12 protein-coding genes are annotated in these 18,446 nt (G+C 65.9%); 8 read left to right on the top strand and 4 right to left on the bottom strand.

Features of this window, described 5'->3' with window-relative positions; all coding sequences use genetic code 11:
* Nucleotides 1-15 precede the first annotated feature (15 nt).
* A complete protein-coding gene (locus tag CAG22_RS19135; RefSeq protein ID WP_085588495.1) occupies nt 16-1,197 on the top strand; it encodes a hypothetical protein in 1,182 nt (393 codons plus the stop codon).
* A gap of 231 nt (nt 1,198-1,428) precedes the next feature.
* Here CAG22_RS19135 and ilvA read toward each other — a convergent pair whose 3' ends face one another.
* A complete protein-coding gene (gene ilvA, locus CAG22_RS19130) occupies nt 1,429-2,988 on the bottom strand; it encodes a threonine ammonia-lyase, biosynthetic (protein WP_085705959.1) in 1,560 nt (519 codons plus the stop codon).
* 181 nt (nt 2,989-3,169) lie between these two features.
* Entirely contained in the window at nt 3,170-3,601 is a 432-nt protein-coding gene (locus tag CAG22_RS19125) for a PACE efflux transporter (protein WP_085705958.1), read from the bottom strand.
* A gap of 193 nt (nt 3,602-3,794) precedes the next feature.
* Here CAG22_RS19125 and nrfB point away from each other — a divergent pair, with 193 nt between their 5' ends.
* The 4 genes from nrfB to CAG22_RS19105 all read left to right on the top strand — a co-directional run bounded on the left by nrfB (nt 3,795) and on the right by CAG22_RS19105 (nt 11,043).
* Complete coding sequence (gene nrfB, locus CAG22_RS19120) at nt 3,795-5,969, top strand: cyclic di-3',5'-guanylate-activated glycosyltransferase NrfB (protein WP_085692482.1); 2,175 nt, start codon at nt 3,795-3,797, stop codon at nt 5,967-5,969.
* Nucleotides 5,966-8,971, top strand: coding sequence for a phage receptor (locus tag CAG22_RS19115; protein WP_085705957.1), 3,006 nt, complete (start codon nt 5,966-5,968; stop codon nt 8,969-8,971). The genes nrfB and CAG22_RS19115 overlap by 4 nt, the downstream gene beginning before the upstream one ends.
* Nucleotides 8,971-9,810 (top strand): DUF4434 family protein, encoded by an 840-nt coding sequence (locus tag CAG22_RS19110; RefSeq protein WP_085588487.1) that lies wholly within the window; start codon nt 8,971-8,973, stop codon nt 9,808-9,810. Before CAG22_RS19115 ends, CAG22_RS19110 begins: the two co-directional genes overlap by 1 nt.
* Nucleotides 9,811-9,951: 141 nt before the next feature.
* Nucleotides 9,952-11,043: a diguanylate cyclase gene (locus CAG22_RS19105; protein WP_025339346.1), complete on the top strand. Its 1,092-nt coding sequence runs from the start codon at nt 9,952-9,954 to the stop codon at nt 11,041-11,043.
* A gap of 116 nt (nt 11,044-11,159) precedes the next feature.
* Here the strand turns inward: CAG22_RS19105 and CAG22_RS19095 are convergent, their stop codons facing one another.
* Together CAG22_RS19095 and CAG22_RS19090 are read right to left on the bottom strand one after the other, a co-directional pair.
* Nucleotides 11,160-12,458 (bottom strand): ATP-binding protein, encoded by a 1,299-nt coding sequence (locus CAG22_RS19095; protein WP_085705956.1) that lies wholly within the window; start codon nt 12,456-12,458, stop codon nt 11,160-11,162.
* Between the two features lie 6 nt (nt 12,459-12,464).
* Nucleotides 12,465-13,166, bottom strand: coding sequence for a response regulator transcription factor (locus tag CAG22_RS19090; protein WP_003259958.1), 702 nt, complete (start codon nt 13,164-13,166; stop codon nt 12,465-12,467).
* 273 nt (nt 13,167-13,439) lie between these two features.
* Between CAG22_RS19090 and CAG22_RS19085 the strand changes: the two genes are divergently transcribed.
* From CAG22_RS19085 to mobA, 3 genes are all read left to right on the top strand, one after another.
* Entirely contained in the window at nt 13,440-14,615 is a 1,176-nt protein-coding gene (locus CAG22_RS19085; RefSeq protein WP_085705955.1) for an efflux RND transporter periplasmic adaptor subunit, read from the top strand.
* 11 nt (nt 14,616-14,626) lie between these two features.
* Nucleotides 14,627-17,755, top strand: coding sequence for an efflux RND transporter permease subunit (locus tag CAG22_RS19080; RefSeq protein WP_085705954.1), 3,129 nt, complete (start codon nt 14,627-14,629; stop codon nt 17,753-17,755).
* 61 nt (nt 17,756-17,816) lie between these two features.
* Nucleotides 17,817-18,392 (top strand): molybdenum cofactor guanylyltransferase MobA, encoded by a 576-nt coding sequence (gene mobA, locus CAG22_RS19075; RefSeq protein WP_085588480.1) that lies wholly within the window; start codon nt 17,817-17,819, stop codon nt 18,390-18,392.
* The last annotated feature ends 54 nt before the right edge of the window (nt 18,393-18,446 follow it).

Raw genomic sequence — 18,446 nt, 5'->3', positions numbered from 1 at the left:
GCTGGGAGCTGCTTCATGCGAATCATCGACAAAACCGCCGCACAGGTCCGTAGCCTGACCCCTGCAGAAGAGGAGCTGCTGGTCGGCTTTGCCACCGGCAGCCTCGCCGGCCCGCGCCTGCTGCAGGCCAACCAGTTGCTGATGAAGGTGCGCAACGCCAACCAGTGGCTGGCCTGCGACTGCCGCAACGATGCCTTGCCGGTACTCAATGTCACCCTCAACGGCAGCACCGGTACGCTGTTTCTCAAGAACAACCCGGGTACCGCCGAACACGCGCCCGGCTGCCCGTTCACCAAGGACGAGCGGGAAGCGGCCGAACGCGAGAACGACCCCGCGCCACCCGCTGCCTGGCTGCCGCCCGACACACCGTTGCGCCTGATCGGCGATTTTCGCAGCGGCACCGCCGGTGCCGGCGGCGACGGCAGCGAGCGGCGCGACCAACAGCGCCTGCTGTCACTGCTGCTGACCTGGATCGAGACCAGCGGCCTGAACCTGTATGCCACGCACCTGAAAAAGGACCTTACCGGGCAGTTTGCCGAGTTGCGCAGCGTTGCCAGCCGCTATCCGCTGCTGGAACGGGTGCCCGCCAGCAACTACCTGGAAACCCGCCTGGACATGAAGCACATGATGATGCTCAAGTCCCGCCTGCGCGAAGCCACGGTGTTCGGCAACCACCGCCGCCACGGCCTGCTGCTGGACTGCGTGGACCAGATCAAAGGGCGCAAGCTGTTCAACAACCGCAGTGAAGACGGCTTCGACTTCCAGGGCCACCACCTGTACTGGGGCGGCAACCGCACCGCCGGGCCGTTGCTGGCCTTGGCGCTGTACTCGCCGACCAGTGCCGGCAGCCATTTCTACGAGCTGATCCATGTTGCCAGCGTACCGGTGCTGTCCCGCGCCCACCTGTTCCCGGTGTATCGCGACGAAGAACGCGAGCCGCTCAAGGCCCTGGTATCGCTGGTCGACTGGATGGCCGGCAAAGGTGTGAAAGTACAGATGCGCCGCCCGGTGATCGGCGGCCAGGTGATGGATGAACTGGTAATGACTTCGGACCAGGACCGGGTGTTGTCGGTATCGTTGCTGGAGCAGCCAATCGGCCCCGAACCGGATACCGAGAACTTCAAGCGCTACGCCGACTTCAAGAGCCTGGAAACCTTCCGCAAATTCGTTGCCGGCTTCTTCATGCGTGAGCGCTGAGCACCATCTACCGGCACACACAAAACTTGTAGGAGCGGCCTTGTGTCGCGATGGGCTGCAAAGCAGCCCCTGCAATTCATGCACTAGCACTGAAATCCTGAGGCCGCTCTGCGGCCCATCGCCGGCAAGCCAGCTCCCACCTTGACCGCATCAACCTCAAGCCATGCGCTGTCCCTGTGGGAGCGGGCGTGCCCGCGAAGAGGCCCGTACAGGCTGCATGAGGTTTACGTATCAACCCAGGAACAGCTTGTACGCCGGGTTGTCGGTCTCATCCCAGTACCGGTACCCCATCTCATCCAGCGCCAACGGCAACCCCGCCAACTCATCCCCCGGCACTTCCAGCGCCGCAAATACCCGTGCCTCCGCCGCACCATGGTTGCGGTAATGGAACAGGCTGATGTTCCAGCGCTTGCCAAGCCGCTCCAGAAAGCCCAGCAAGGCCCCCGGGCGCTCGGGGAATTCAAAGCGCAGCACCCGCTCGTCAGCCCCGGGCGCGGCATGGCCGCCAACGGTATGGCGCACATGCAGCTTGGCCAGTTCGTTGTCGGTCAGGTCCAGTACGCTGTAGCCCTGCTCTCGCAGGCTGGCCAACAACTGGTCGCGCGGGTCGTGCAGCGGGTGTGTCTGCACACCCACGAACAGCTGCGCCTCCTTGCCGGGGTAATAGCGGTAGTTGAACTCAGTGATCTGCCGCTTGCCCAGTGCCTGGCAAAAGGCGCGGAAGCTGCCCGGCTGTTCCGGAATGGTGACAGCGATGATCGCCTCGCGCTGCTCGCCCAGTTCGGCACGCTCGGCCACATGGCGCAGGCGGTCGAAATTGACGTTGGCCCCGGAATCGATCGCCACCAGGGTCTGCCCCTGCACGCCGTCGCGCGCCACGTACTTCTTGATCCCGGCCACGGCCAGCGCCCCGGACGGTTCGGTGATCGAGCGGGTATCGTCATAGATGTCCTTGATCGCCGCGCACAGCTCGTCGCTGCTCACCGTCACCACTTCGTCAACGAAGTGCCGGCACAGCTCGAAGCAATGGGCGCCGATCTGCGCCACCGCCACACCATCGGCGAAGGTGCCGACCTGCGGCAGGATCACCCGCTCACCAGCGGCCATGGCAGCCTGCAGGCAGTTGGAGTCCTCCGGCTCGACGCCGATCACCTTCACATCAGGGCGCAGGTACTTCACATAGGCGGCGATGCCAGCAATCAGCCCACCGCCACCCACCGGCACGAAGATGGCGTCCAGCGCCCCCGGGCGCTGGCGCAGGATCTCCATGGCCACAGTGCCCTGCCCGGCGATCACATCCGGGTCGTCGAACGGTGGCACGAAGGTGGCACCTTCGCTGTCGGCCAGTTTCAGCGCATGGGCCAAGGCATGGGGGAAGCTCTCGCCGTGCAGCACTACATGGCCACCGCGCGAACGTACCCCTTCCACCTTCAGCGACGGCGTGGTGGTAGGCATGACGATGGTGGCCTTCATGCCCAAGTGCGATGCCGCCATGGCCACACCTTGGGCATGGTTGCCCGCGGAGGCGGTGATCACGCCGCGCTCGCGCTGCACGGTACTCAGGCGTGACAGGCGGGTGTACGCACCGCGGATCTTGAACGAGAAAGTAGGCTGCAGGTCTTCCCGCTTGAGCAACACCTGGTTGCCCAGGCTGGCAGACAACGCAGGCGCAGCTTGCAAGGGCGTTTCGATGGCCAGGTCGTACACCGGGGCGGCAAGAATGCGCCGCACCTGCTCCGACAGCAGTTGCTGGGGGGTGAAGGTAGAACGAGGGCTGACGAAGCTGGTCATCGATGACTCCTTGGCTGTGTTCACGTTGCCCAGGAGTCAGAGAGAAGAAACCCGCCTCCAGGGCGGGTTCGGTGCACGTACGCGCTAGCCCGCCAAGCTGATAATGGCGGTAATAATAATGGCGTTGACGTGCTGGAAAGTATTCATGGGGTAGGAACTTAGCCGGTAGTGCGGCACAAAGTCAACACTTCGCCTGCTGCGCCGAAAGCGGCACATCGAACACCTTGTCGAAGCCCCACTGGAAGACAAACGCGTAAGCGAAGAAGAACACGAACAACGCCAGGTTGGTCAGCAACGCCGCCCACAGGCTGACATCCAGCCAGTACGCCACCAGCGGCAGCAGGATCAGCACCAGCCCGCCCTCGAAGCCCAGCGCATGCAACAGGCGCCGCAGGAAAGTGCGCTCACGCCGTTGCTGGCGCGCTTCCCAGCGTTCGAACACCCAGTTGTAGGCCATGTTCCAGCTCATCGCGATGCCCGACATCAGCACCGACAGCACGGTCGACTGCGCCATGCCGGCACCGAACGCCAGCTCCAACGCGGGCGCCACGCAGGCGACGGCGATGGCCTCGTAAAGGATGGCCTGGACGATCTTGCGTGCCTTGCCTTGCATGTTCAGCTCCCTGGGTAAACGACCTGTAAAGCTACAAGAAGTGGCCCACAAGAAAAAGCCTAAAATTTGGACAACCCCGCGTTCGGCTGCTTGTATCTATCCAGTACAAACGGCGACAAGTCGTACAACTTCGTCCAGGGAATCGAACGAGGATATAGACGATGGCCCACCCCTTCCTGCCGGTGACCGGCACATGAGCCTGGCATTCATCGATTTTCTCACCTATGTGCTGTTCGGCCTGAAGATACTCGCGATCGTCCTGGCCACGCTGATGTTCCTGCTGGGCCTGGATGACCTGTTCATCGACCTTTGCTACTGGGGCCGCAAGCTGATCCGGCGCTTTCGCATCTACGACAAGTACGAAAAAGCCGACGAAAAACGCCTGTTCGAGGTACCGGAAAAGCCCCTGGCGATCATGGTCCCGGCCTGGAACGAAGTGGGCGTGGTCGGCGAGATGGCGCGCCTGGCAGCCTCGACCATCGACTACGAGAACTACCAGATCTTCGTCGGCACCTACCCCAACGACCCGCAAACCCAGGCCGACGTCGACGCGGTGTGCCTGCACTATCCCAACGTGCACAAGGTGGTCTGCGCTCGCCCCGGCCCCACCAGCAAGGCCGACTGCCTGAACAACATCATCGACGCGCTGCTGCGCTTCCAGCAGGACGCCGGCATCCAGTTCGCCGGCTTTATCCTGCACGACGCCGAAGACGTGATCTCGCCCATGGAGCTGCGCCTGTTCAACTACCTGCTACCGAACAAGGACATGATCCAGATCCCGGTGTACCCCTACGCACCGGAATGGAAAGGCTTCACCGCCGGCCACTATGTCGACGAGTTCGCCGAAAACCACGGCAAGGACGTGATCGTGCGCGAGGCCCTGACCGGCCAGGTGCCCAGCGCCGGGGTCGGCACCTGCTTCAGCCGCCGCGCCATCAGTGCGCTGCTCGAGGACGGCGACGGCATCGCCTTCGACGTACAGAGCCTCACCGAAGACTACGACATCGGCTTCCGCCTTAAGCAGAAGGGCATGAAGTGCATTTTCGCCCGCTACTCCATCACCGACCCGGCGCTGACCCTGAAGCAGGAATGGCGCCCGGGCATGAGCCGCGAATTCGCCCAGGTGATCTGCGTGCGCGAGCACTTCCCGCGCGACTGGCAGCATGCCATCCGGCAGAAGTCGCGGTGGATCGTCGGCATCGTGTTCCAGGGCACCAGCAACCTCGGCTGGAGCCGCAAGGGCGCGCTCAACTACTTCCTCTGGCGTGACCGCCGCGGCCTGTTCGCCTACCTGCTGAGTTTCCTGGTCAACCTGTTGCTGCTGGTGTTGCTGGCCATGTGGCTGGTCACGGTGATTGCGCCGGAGTCGTGGCGCTTCATGTCGATCCTCAGCGACAGCTGGCTGCTGACCACCTTGCTGTGGCTGAACGGGCTGATGCTGTTCAACCGCCTGTTCCAGCGCGCCTGGTTCGTGACCCGCTTCTATGGCATCGGCGAAGGGCTGTTGTCGGCACCACGGATGATGTGGAGCAACTTCGTCAACTTCTTCGCCAACCTGCGTGCCCTGCGCCAGGTGATGGAAATGGGTGACTCGCGGCGCGTGGCCTGGGACAAGACCACCCACGAATTCCCCGCCATCGCCGCCCCCGCCCGCACGCCGCTGGGCCAACGCCTGGTGGCCAAGGGCCTGATCAGCGACGAACAGCTGCAACAGGCGATCACCAGCCCGGTACGCCGGCGCCTGGGCCGCGAGCTGCTGTTGCGCGGCTGGCTGAACAGCGAACAGCTGGTCGCCACCCTGGCCGAGCAGATGGACCTGCCCTGGGCACCGCTCAACCCGTTCAAGCTCGACCCGCAGCTGATCGCCAAACTGCCGCGCAAGCTGGCGACGCACTATGGCGTGCTGCCGGTGGCCGAAGACGGCGACACGCTGGTGCTGGCCAGCGAAAGCCCGGTCAGCCAGGTATCGCTGGGGGTAATCAGCCGCCACCTGAAGCGCCCGGTCAGCGCCCGCCTGGCGCCCCAGGGCCGGGTGACCCTGGGCCTGCGCTACCACTACCCAAGCCCCTGGCAGAAGCCGGAAACCCGCGACATGCTGGCCATCCTCGAGCGCCACCAGGACGACGAAGTGCTGCTGGAACAGGTCAGCCACCATCAGGTGATGCTCGGCGCCTTGCTGCAGGTGCGCGGCATGGTCCCGGTCACTTTGTTCAACCAGGCGCTGATCGACTTCGACCCGGAACACCAGAGCCTCGGCGAGCACCTGATTGCCCGCGGCATCATCACCGAGCAGGTGCTGCAGCAGGCCCTGATCGAACAGGCCAGCGAACAGCAGGCCGCTTTTGACCTGACCCGGGAGGTGGCATGAAGCCGCGCTTTTCCCTCACTTTCACTGGCTTGTTGCTGTGCTCCGCCGCCCTGCCCTGCGCCGCTTCGGCGCCGATGACCGACTTTCAGCGGTTCACCAGCTACCCGTTCATGGAGCGCAGCTACCGCGAAGCGAAGAAGGACAACTGGCCCGAGGTCGAACGCCTGACCCGCCACGTGCTGGGCCGGGTGCCGAACAACGACGAAGCCCGTGCGCTGCTGGTCGAGGCACTGGCTCACCAGCGCCGCTACAAGGAGGCCGAGGCCCTTGCCGAACAGTTGGGCGACAGCCCCGAATACGCCAACGCCCTGCTTGAACTGCGCCTGGCCTGGATCGAACAAGACCCGCCGCCGGCCAGCCAGGTGGAACAATGGCTGGCCAGCAGCGACGGCACCCACCGGGTGCGCCTGTGGCAGGCCTATAGCCTGAGCCTGGCCAAATACGGTGGTGCCGCCAAGGCGCTGGACTGGCTCAACCATCTGCCGCCTCAGGGGGACGGCCAAGTGCTGCGCCTGGCCCGGGCCAACTTCGCCGAGCAACTGCGCAACTGGAAGGAAACCATCGAACAGCTGCAGCCGTTGGCCGACCAAGGCCAGTTGCCTGCGCAAGACTGGCAGCGCCTGGCCAATGCCTATATCCAGCAGGTGGATGAAAAAGGGCTGAACGCGCTGCTGCCCAGCGCCCCTTCCCCCGAAGCAGCCAACCAGGCCCGCCTGGCGATGGCCAACCGCGCCATCGCCGTCGGCCAGAACCAGCAGGCCCGGCATTGGCTGCAGGCACTGCCCGCCGCGCAGCTGAACCAGCCCGAGCAGCGCCAGCAACTGTGGGAGCTGGCCCGCGAAGGCGACGACGCGCCGCTGGTACAGCGCCTGAGCAACGAACTGCAACGCCCCTGCCTGGAAACCGTCGACTGGCTGTCGCACCGCGACCCGGAGCTGGCGCGCGAGCAGTTCAAGGGCTGCACCGCCGGCACCGACCCCAGGGCCTATGCCGTGCTCAAGCAGCGCCTGTACGGCGACCCGCCCCAGCCCCCGCAACCACGCACCGCCGCCGAATGGGAGCAACGCTATCGGCAGAGCGGCGATATGGCCGCACTGGAGCAAGCCACCTTCCTGCTGATGCAACAGGGCCATGGCGAACACGCCCGGCAACTGCTGGAGCAGGCCTACGACCGCCACCAGGGCCGCCTTGCACCGTCGCTGCTGCAGCGCCTGGGCAACCTGTATGCGCGCAACGACGGGCCGCTGGACAGCCGCCGCATGCTCGGCCTGATCCCTCGGGTCGACGCCAGTACCCGGGCCCAGCTGCTCGGCCGCCTGGCCGAGGCTGGCCAGTGCGATGCCGTGCGCCAGGCCGTACCGGCCACCCCGAGCGAGCCCGGCCAGTACCGCGCCCTGGGCCGCTGCGCCATGCCCGACCAGCCCGGCGAAGCGGTGGTCTACTACCAGGCCGCCGAGCGCCTGGGCGACAGCGGGAGCCGCTTGCCCCTGGCCTATGCCCTGGAAGCCGCTGGCGACTCCGAAGCGGCCCTGCCCATCTGGCGCACCCAGCCGGACAGCGCCTGGACCGACAACGCCCGCCTCACCGCCGCCCGTGGCGCGCTGAACGCCGGCGACGCACAAGCGGCCCGGCGCTATTGGGACGCCGCCGCGCACGATAGCGCCGACGACTGGGCCCTGGGTGCCGCCATCGCCCAGCGCCAAGGCGATTACCAAGCCGCGCTGGGCTTCCAGCGCCAGGCCCTGGCACACAACCCGCGGGCCGACCACTACTACGCTGCCTCCAGCACTGCGCAACTGGCTGGCGACAGTGCCCAGAGCAGCGCCTGGCTGGCCGAAGCCGTGCGCCTGGCCCCCGACCAGCCACGCTACCGCGCCGACTACGGCATGCGCCTGGCCAGCTCGACGGACAAGGCCCAGCGCCGCCAGTCGATCCCCTACCTGGAGCGCGCCACCCACGATTTCCCCGAGGACTACCGCCTTGGCGAGACGCTGGCCTTGCGCTACGACGAAGCCGAAGACAGCGCTTCGGCGCGCCGCGAACTGCGCCGCATCCTCGATGTGGAGCAGGACCTGGTCGACGGCGACGACGAATACGGCAGCCTGGAAGCCCGCAAGTACCGCCAGCGCCGCGCCCACGAAAGCCTGTCGCGGCGCGACACCATCACCCTGGCCAGCACCTGGTCGCCGGCCGGCACCTCGACCAACGACAAGTTCCTCGACAATGGCCAGCGCAGCGGCACTTCGCGCCGCGCGCAATCGCAGAACGTGCAGCTGGCCATGTGGGACCACGCCCTGGGCGAAGAGCCCAGCCGCAACGGCAGCACCCTGTCGGTGTATGGCCGGGTACTGTTCGGTGGGCAAAGCCGCACCGACTACGCGCAAAGCATGGGCACCGGTGTCGGCCTGCGCTACAAGCCATTCGGCCAGGCCAACCTCAACCTGTATGCCGAGCTGTACCACCAGCGTCAGATCGACGAAGAGCACTACCGCGGCCTGAGCCTGGGCCAATTGCTGAGCCCGGCCAAGGTCGGCGGCAACTGGGGCGACCTGCGTCACCACGCCGAATCGAGCAACGACCTGCTGTTGCGTGCCACCGCCTCGTTCCTCGACCAGGGCGACTGGCGCAACGACTGGCGGGTCGATGAAGACGACTGGAACGAGCGCTTCCTCTACCTCGACGCCGCCTGGTGGACCCGTGCCGGCGACCACGCCTGGCTGTCGCGCTACCAGCAGGGCCACGCCTGGAAGCTGCCGGGCAGCTCGCCGCAAACCATCATGCCCTATGGCTTTGTCGAGTTTTCCAGCCAGGACCCGAGCAACGACTGGCGCCAGGACGCCCGGGCCGGGGTTGGTGTGCGCTGGCAATGGTGGTTCGATGACGACCGCTACAACGCCTACCGCGGTTCGCTGAAAGTGCGTGCCGAATACCAGCAATCGCTGGGCGGCAATCTATACGAGCGCGCCAACGGCGTGCTGGTCGGTGCGGAGATGACCTTCTGATGCGTACGTTCCTGGCCCTCTGCCTGCTTGCCCTGTGCCTGCCAGCCAGCGCCGACCAGCGCCTGTTCTACCAACCCCTCAACCGCGACGCCAATGTCACCCCCGCCCAGTGGCAGCAACTGTGGCACGCCACCGTGGCCCAGGGCGGCAAGACCCTGATCGTGCAGTGGAGCGCCTATGGCGACAGCGATTTCGGCGGTGCCCAAGGCTGGCTGGCCGACAGCCTGCGCAGCGCGCGTGCCCAGGGCCTGCAACTGGTGCTGGGGCTGTACATGGACCCGGCCTATTACCAACGCATCGAAGAGCTGGACGGTGAAGGCCTGAACAGCTACTGGAAGGCGCAGCTGGGGCGCTCGCTCAGCCAGTACCAGCAACTGCGCCAGGCGTGGCAGTTGCCGGTGGACGGCTGGTACCTGCCCATGGAGCTGGACGACCATCATTTTCGCGAGGCCGAGCGCCGTGATGCCCTCTACAAACAGTTGCAGGCCTTCAACCGGCAGTTGGACAAGCCTTTGCATATCAGCGCTTTCACCGCCGGCAAACTCTCACCGCGGGTCAATGCCGCATGGCTGGATCAACTGGCCGGGTTGGGCTTGACTGTGTGGTGGCAGGATGGCGCCGGGACCGGGCGCTTGCCCGCGTTGGTGCGCCAGGGCTACGAGCAGGCCTTGCCATGCCGGGTGGGCGTGGTGCGCGAGGCGTTCCGCCAGGTGAGCGCGCCAGGCCAGGCGTTTCGAGCTGAGCCTGCCCAGCCGAAGCTGGGCGCCGGGTGCCATGCCGAGGCGGTGTTCGACCTGCGTTACCGGCCATGGGCCCGGGGTGTTCTGCCCACCAATTGAGTCTCCAGGCCCAGCCTCTTCGCGGGTAAACCCGCTCCCACAGGGACCGCACAGATTTCCACTGCTGTGGGAGGCCTGTGGGAGCGGGTTTACCCGCGAAAGGGCCAGGCCTGGTAAAGCAGTACTCTCAGGAGCCCAGCGATGTTCAAAACCATCGAAGCCCACGTTCGCAAACAGGTCGCCCCCGCCGCCCTGCGCGCCGAATTCCGCCAGCACGAATTCGAGGCCATGCGCCCATTCTGCCTGTTGGTATTCTGCGTCAGCATCCTGATCTGGCTGGTCTTCGACCTGATCGTCAGCTTCCTCGGCGGCCAGGGTTTCACCTGGCTGTCCTATCTGTTCATCACCCTGCTCGGCGCCCTCACCGTGGTGCTGCGGTTCACCCGTCGCAGCCATCATTTCGATGTGCTCAACCTGCTGTTCATCGCCTCCATCACCCTGGGCATGCGCCTGGTGATCGAAGGCATCCCGGTGGCCCTGCGCCCGGTGTGGCTGGTGCTCGGGGTCTCCACCGTGCTGTATGCCGTGTCGGTGCTACCGGTGCGGCGCTGGTCGTTCTTCTGCGCCATGGCCATCACCTGGGTGGTGCTCAACCCGTTCTACCACACCCGCATCGGGCCGGACGAACTCGAAGGCGCCATGCTGATCAGCTACGCGGTGTTCCTCAGCGGCCTGGTCATCTACAGCTACCTGCAGATGCGCAAGGCCAAGCTGCACAACTTCTACCTGTCCAAGGTGCTGCTGGACCAGGCCTATGTCGATGCCCTGACCGAAATCCCCAACCGCCGTTCGTTCATGGCCCAGGCCGACCGCCAACTGCGCCTGGCCACGGCCGAGCAGTACCTGGCGATGATCGACATCGACAACTTCAAACGGGTGAATGACCGTTTCGGCCATGACGTGGGCGATGAAGTACTCAAGCGCGTGGCCCTGCATATCAAGGCGAGCATGGCCGGTTACGAGTTTGCCCGACTGGGCGGCGAGGAATTCGCGATCTTTTTCCAGGGGCTGGACCAGCAAGGCGCCGAGCAACGGGTGGCGGCGCTGTGCCAACGAGTGCGCGAGGACGTTGGCGAGCACCCGGTGACTGTCAGCATCGGCCTGGCCCGGGTGGACCAGGGCGACAGCCTGACCACGGCGCTGGTGCGCGCCGACCAGGCGCTTTACGAGGCCAAGCACAGTGGCAAGGACCGCTTTGTGCTGTGGTCTGCCCGGCTGGCAGAAAGTGATTAGCAGGCCCGGCCTCTTCGCGGGCTCGCCCGCTCCCACAGGGACCGCACCGGCTTCGAACCCTGTGAATGCCCTGTGGGAGCGGGCAAGCCCGCGAAAGGGCCGGTACAGGCAGCCCATCACCCGGCAGGCAAGCGAATCCGGAACTGTGCACCACCCAGCGCCGACTGCGCCACGGTCAAGGTGCCACCCTGCCCCTCGATCGCCCGCCGGCTGATCGCCAACCCCAGGCCAAACCCGCCGGTATTGCGGTCACGGCTACGGTCCAGGCGGTAGAACGGCTGGAAAATCCGCTCGCGCTCCTCCACCGGAATACCAATCCCGTCATCCTCCACCGTCACCAGGCAGGCGCCATCGTCTTCCAGGCGCAAGCGCAGCAACAGGCTTTCGTCGCAGTAACGCATGGCATTGCGCACCAGGTTCTGCACCGCCCGTGCCGTCAGCCGTGGGTCCAGCACAAAACGCGGCAGATCCCCCTCGGCCCGCACCTCCCACTGGATACCCCGGCCATCGAGCTCCTCGGCAAAGCCGCCGAGCACGCTGTCGACCAGTTCCAGCAACGACACCTCGACCCGCTCGCGGGCCTGGTCGGCGTTGTACAGCCGGCTGTAGGACAACAGCTCCAGCACCAGCTCATCCAATTCACGGACATGCCCCACCAGCTCCAGCAGGCGCTTGCGGCTGGCCGGCGGCACTTCGTCGAACAGCAGCACCAGGCCGAAGTCCAGCCGGGTCAACGGCGTGCGCAACTCGTGCGACACCGCATTGAGCAGCTCGCGCTGCTGGTTGACGTGGCGCTCCAGGTCACTGGCCATGGTGTCGAACACCCCGGCCAGTTCGCCGATGTTGGAGTGCGGCGAGATGTGCGTACGCTCGGCCATCTGCCCCTGGCCCAGGCGCCGGGCGGTTTCCTTGAGGCGCTCCAGGTCGCGCCAGTGCGGCCATACCCACAGCAACAGGCAACCGAGCATCGCTGCACCGATCAGGACGGTCACACCCCACGACAGCACGTTGATATCCAGTGGGTCTGGCGGTGAGTGCAGGCGCACCAGCCATTCCTTGTCCAGCGGCGCCAGCACCGTCTCGTAGTAGCCCCATTCGGCGATGCGCACGGCGTACAGGCCGTGCTCCAGGCGCGCCTGCTCGTCCTCGCTCAGTTCGGCCTGGTCCATGCGCAGCAGTTGCAGTTCCAGCGGCGCGAAATCACTGGCCAGCTCTTGCTCCACCGCTGGCCACTGCTCGCGCGGGGCCTGGCGGAACTGGCGCACGATCAGCGACTGCACGCCCTTGGCCTGGTCCAGGTTGTAGGCCATGAAGCGGTCCTGGAACAGGCCGACGATGGTGTCCGGGATGAACAAAAGTGCACCGGCATAGGCAACGATGATCACCAGGTACAGCCGCACCAGAATCTTCAGCATGGGCGGTCAGCACTCCCACTCGACACGGCTGAACAGGTAGCCCTTGCCCCACACGGTCTTGATCTTGCGCGCTTCGCCGGCGTTATCGTCGAATTTGCGCCGCAGCTTGGAGATGGCCACGTCCACCGAGCGGTCGGTGCCGTTGAACTCGATACCCCGCAGTTGCTGCAGGATGCGGTCGCGGTTCAGCACTTCGCCGGCATTGCGCGCCAGTACCACCAGCAGGTTGTACTCGCCGCTGGACAGCTCCACCTCTTCGCCGCGCCAGCTCACTGTGCGCTCGGCCAGGTCGATGCGCAGGCCACCGATCAGGATCAGGTCGTTGTCCAGGCGCGGCTCGTTGACGCTGCTGCGGCGCAGCAGGGTACGCACGCGGGCCAGCAGCACACGTGGCTCGCAGGGTTTTGTCACGTAGTCGTCGGCGCCCATTTCCAGGCCCAGGACCTGGTCGTGGCTGTCGTCGCGGGCGGTCAGCATCAGGATCGGCAGGCCCTGCGACTCCTGGCGCAGCAGGCGGCACAGCTGCAGGCCATCGATACCCGGCAGCATCAGGTCGAGGATGACCAGGTCAGGCTTTTGCCGGCGGTACTCGTCCAGCACATGATCGCCGCGGGCGATCACTTGGACATGGAAGTCGTTGCGTTGCAGGTAGCTGGCGATCAGCTCGGACAGGGCGCTGTCGTCTTCGACCAGGAAAATATTCGGCATAGGTGCTTGGGAATCTGGGTTGGGGTAAGACCTCACCGGCCTCTTCGCAGGCTTGCCCGCTCCCACAGGGACCCAACAGCACTTGAAAGCTGTGCAGTCCCTGTGGGAGCGGGCAAGCCCGCGAAGAGGCCGGCACAGGAATACTCAGGATATAGAACACTACAGGCAGACAGGATTCTTCTTCACACTTTTTCACACTCGTCCTACAGGTATTAACAGCCACCCAAGGAACGCCTGCCGTAGCATACCGGTGGTCATCATCGGAAGATCCGTATGTCTACTACCCTCCCCCCACGCTTGCGCCCGTTGGCGCTTCTGGCGTTCCTGAGCCTGTCCCTGGCCGGCTGCGACGACAGCGCCGAACAGGAAGAACAGGCCCCCACCCCGCAAGTGCGGGTGGAAACCCTGCAACTGCAGCCATTGGCCATCAGCAGTGAGCTCAGCGGCCGTATCCTCGCACCGCGCACCGCAGAAGTGCGTGCGCGCGTGGCGGGCGTGGTGCTCAAGCGGGTGTACCGCGAAGGCAGCGACGTCAAGCAGGGCGATGTGCTGTTCCTGATCGACCCGGCACCGTTCAAGGCCGACCACGACAGCGCCCGCGCCACCCTGGCCAAGGCCGAGGCCACCTTGTACCAGGCACGCCTGCAGGAGCAGCGCTACCGCGAACTGGTCGACGACAAGGCCGTCAGCCGCCAGGAATACGACAACGCCAAGGCCAGCTACCTGCAGGCCGATGCCGCAGTGGCCGAGGCCAGGGCCGCCCTGGAGCGCGCCCGCCTCAACCTCGGCTACGCCACCGTGACCGCGCCGATTTCCGGCCGTATCGGCCGCGCCCAAGTCACCGAAGGTGCGCTGGTCGGGCAGAACGAGACCACGCCGCTGGCGACCATCCAGCAGCTGAACCCGATCCACGCCGATGTCACCCAGTCGACCCGCGAGCTCAACGCCCTGCGCCGTGCCCTGCGTGCCGGCGAGCTGCAGCAGGTCGGCGACGGCCAGGCCCGGGCCACGCTGATCCAGGACGATGGCAGCACCTACCCGCTGCCGGGCAAACTGCTGTTCTCCGACATCAGCGTCGACCCCAGCACCAACCAGATCACCCTGCGCAGCGAGTTCCCCAACCCGGACCTCGACCTGCTGCCCGGCAGCTACGTGCGCGTGCGCCTGGAGCAGGCCGTGCAGCCCAAGGGCCTGAGCGTGCCGCAGCGCGCCATCCTGCGCGACAGCGCTGGCGTGCCCAAGGTGCTGGTGGTCGATCCGCAGGCCCGGGTCAGCGACCGCCAGGTGGTACTGGGCAGCGCCCAGGGCGACCGCTGGATCGTCAGCGAAGGCCTGGCCCCCGGCGAGCGGGTGGTGGTCGAGGGCCTGCAACACGTCAAGGCAGGTGACCAGGTGCAGGTCGACAATGCATCAGGGGCATCGCCCATCGCACAGCACACTGGCCAGTGAGGGCCTGATTCATGCCGCAATTCTTCATCGACCGCCCGGTATTCGCCTGGGTGGTCGCCCTGTTCATCCTGCTGGCCGGTGCCCTGGCCATCCCGCAGCTGCCGGTGGCCCAGTACCCCAACGTGGCCCCGCCGCAGGTGGAAATCTACGCCGTGTACCCGGGCGCCTCGGCGGCGACCATGGACGAGAGCGTGGTCAGCCTGATCGAGCAGGAGCTCAACGGCGCCGACAACCTGCTGTACTTCGAGTCGCAGAGCAGCCTGGGCAGCGCCACCATCACCGCCACCTTCGCCCCGGGCACCAACCCGGACCTGGCCCAGGTCGACGTGCAGAACCGCCTGAAGGTGGTCGAGTCGCGCCTGCCGCGCCCGGTGACCCAGCAAGGCCTGCAGGTGGAAAAGGTCTCCACCGGCTTCCTGCTGCTGGCCACCCTCACCTCCGAAGACGGCAAGCTCGACGAAACTGCCCTGTCGGATATCCTTGCGCGCAACGTGATGGACGAGATCCGCCGCCTCAAGGGCGTCGGCAAGGCCCAGCTGTACGGTTCGGAGCGCGCCATGCGCATCTGGATCGACCCGCGCAAGCTGATCGGCTTCAACCTCACGCCCAACGACGTGGCCGAAGCCATCGCCGCGCAGAACGCCCAGGTGGCCCCCGGCAGCATTGGTGACCTGCCCACCCGTGGCACCCAGGAAATCACCGCCAACGTGGTGGTCAAGGGCCAGCTGAGCACCCCAGAGGAGTTCGCCGGGATTGTCCTGCGTGCCAACCCGGACGGTTCCACGGTGACCATCGGCGATGTCGCCCGGGTCGAGATCGGTGCCCAGGAATACCAGTACGGCACGCGCCTGAACGGCAAGCCGGCCACCGCCTTCAGCGTGCAGCTGTCGCCGGGCGCCAACGCCATGGAAACCGCCACCCTGGTGCGGGCGAAGATGCAGGACCTGGCGCGCTACTTCCCCGAAGGCGTCAAGTACGACATCCCCTACGACACCTCGCCATTCGTCAAGGTGTCGATCGAGCAGGTCATCAACACCCTGTTCGAGGCCATGCTGCTGGTGTTCGCGGTGATGTTCCTGTTCCTGCAGAACCTGCGCTACACCCTGATCCCGACCCTGGTAGTGCCGGTGGCCCTGATGGGCACCTTCGCCGTGATGCTGGCCATGGGCTTCTCGGTCAACGTGCTGACCCTGTTCGGCATGGTGCTGGCCATCGGCATCCTGGTCGACGATGCCATCGTGGTGGTGGAAAACGTCGAGCGCATCATGGCCGAGGAAGGCCTGCCGCCCAAGGAGGCCACGCGCAAGGCCATGGGCCAGATCAGCGGCGCGATCGTCGGCATAACCCTGGTGCTGGTGGCGGTGTTCCTGCCCATGGCCTTCATGCAAGGCTCGGTGGGGGTGATCTACCAGCAGTTCTCGCTGTCGATGGCAGTGTCGATCCTGTTCTCGGCGTTCCTCGCCCTCAGCCTGACCCCGGCGCTGTGTGCCACCCTGCTCAAGCCGGTGGCCAAGGGCGAGCACCACGAAAGCAAGGGCTTCTTCGGCTGGTTCAACCGCCGCTTCGAGGGCATGAGCAACGGCTACCAGCGCTGGGTGATGCAGGCGCTCAAGCGCAGCGGCCGCTACCTGCTGGTATACGCTTTGCTGCTGGCGGTGCTGGGTTATGGCTTCAGCCAGCTGCCCACGGCGTTCCTGCCCACCGAAGACCAGGGCTACACCATCACCGATATCCAGCTGCCGCCGGGCGCCAGCCGCATGCGCACCGAACAGGTGGCGGCACAGATCGAGGCGCACAACGCCGAAGAGCCCGGCGTGGGTAACACCACCTTGATCCTGGGTTTCAGCTTCTCGGGCAGCGGGCAGAACGCGGCACTGGCCTTCACCACGCTCAAGGACTGGTCCGAACGCGGCGCCGACGACAGCGCCCAGTCGATTGCCGACCGCGCGACCATGGCCTTCACCCAGCTCAAGGACGCCGTGGCCTACGCTGTGCTGCCGCCACCGATCGACGGCCTTGGCGAGTCGACCGGCTTCGAGTTCCGCCTGCAGGACCGCGGCGGCATGGGCCACGCCGAGCTGATGGCCGCCCGCGACGAGCTGCTGGCCAATGCCGGCAAGAGCAAGGTGCTGACCAACGTGCGCGAAGCCTCGCTGGCGGAAAGCCCGCAGGTGCAGCTGGAAATCGACCGCCGCCAGGCCAATGCCCTGGGCGTGTCGTTTGCCGATATCGGCTCGGTGCTGGACGTGGCCGTGGGTTCCAGCTACGTCAACGACTTCCCCAACCAGGGCCGCATGCAGCGGGTGGTGGTGCAGGCCGAAGGCGACCAGCGCAGCCAGGTCGAAGACCTGCTGAAGATCCACGTGCGCAACGACAGCGGCAAGATGGTGCCACTGGGTGCCTTCGTCCAGGCCAGGTGGGTCAGCGGCCCGGTGCAGCTGACCCGCTACAACGGCTACCCGGCGGTGTCGATTTCCGGCGAACCGGCGGCCGGCTACAGTTCGGGCGAAGCCATGGCCGAGATCGAGCGCCTGGTAGCCCAGCTGCCGGCCGGCGCCGGCCTGGAATGGACTGGCCTGTCGCTGCAGGAGCGGCTGTCCGGCAGCCAGGCACCGATGCTGATGGCGCTGTCGTTGCTGGTGGTGTTCCTGTGCCTGGCAGCGCTGTACGAAAGCTGGTCGATCCCCACCGCAGTACTGCTGGTAGTACCGCTGGGCGTGCTCGGTGCGGTGCTGGCGGTGACCCTGCGCGGCATGCCCAACGACGTGTTCTTCAAGGTCGGCCTGATCACCCTGATCGGCCTGTCGGCGAAGAACGCCATCCTGATCATCGAGTTTGCCAAGAGCCTGGTCGACCAGGGCGTGGATGCCGCCGACGCCGCCGTGCAGGCCGCGCGCCTGCGCCTGCGGCCGATCGTGATGACCTCGCTGGCGTTCATCCTGGGCGTGGTGCCACTGGCCATCGCCAGCGGCGCCAGTTCGGCCAGCCAGCAGGCGATCGGCACCGGGGTGATCGGCGGCATGCTCAGCGCCACCCTGGCAGTGGTGTTCGTGCCGGTGTTCTTCGTGGTGGTGATGCGCCTTGCCGGGCGACGCCAGGCGGGTAATGCCGACACGCAGGCCGTGACCAGCGAGAGCTGACTGGACAAGCCCCGCGTGAAATGGGAGGGTTCCCGGCAATGACTGCCCGGAACCCTTTTTCATGCCTGATGCCCTTCCCCCCTGCTCCATCCTCATTCTCGCCGGTGGCCGCGGCCAGCGCATGGGCGGCCGCGACAAGGGCCTGGTCGACTGGCAGGGCGAACCGCTGGTGGCGCATGTGCAGCGCGTGGTACGGCCGCTCAGCGATGACCTGGTGATTTCGTGCAACCGTAACCAGCAGGCTTACCGGGCGTATGCCGACCAGTTGGTGGGCGATGCCGAGGCGGACTACCCCGGGCCGTTGGCGGGGGTGATTGCCGGGCTCAAGGTGGCGCGGCATGAATGGGTGGTGCTGCTGGCCTGTGATGCACCGCTGGTTGACCGGGGGTTGATCGAGGACCTGCTGCGGCTGGCGGTGGCGGGTGACAGTGCGGCCATGGTACGCCAGGGTGGGTACTGGCAGCCGATGTTCAGCGTACTGCCACGCCGGGTGTTGCCGGTGCTGGAGCAGGCCTGGGCGGCGGGCGAGCGGAGTTTGCAGAAGGCCTTGCTGCGTGAAGCGGTGCAGGGGCTGGAATGTAGTGACGATGATCGCAGGTTGAGCAACTTCAACAGCCCGGAGCTGTTGCAAGGCTGAGATCATCTACTGCCTGTGCCGGCCTCTTCGCGGGTAAACCCGCTCCCACAGGTA

This window comes from Pseudomonas sp. B8(2017) (assembly GCF_002113575.1).
GTDB lineage: Bacteria > Pseudomonadota > Gammaproteobacteria > Pseudomonadales > Pseudomonadaceae > Aquipseudomonas > Aquipseudomonas putida_Z.
The sequence above is the reverse complement of the archived record's forward strand: the minus strand, read 5'-3'. Positions and strand labels throughout refer to the sequence as shown.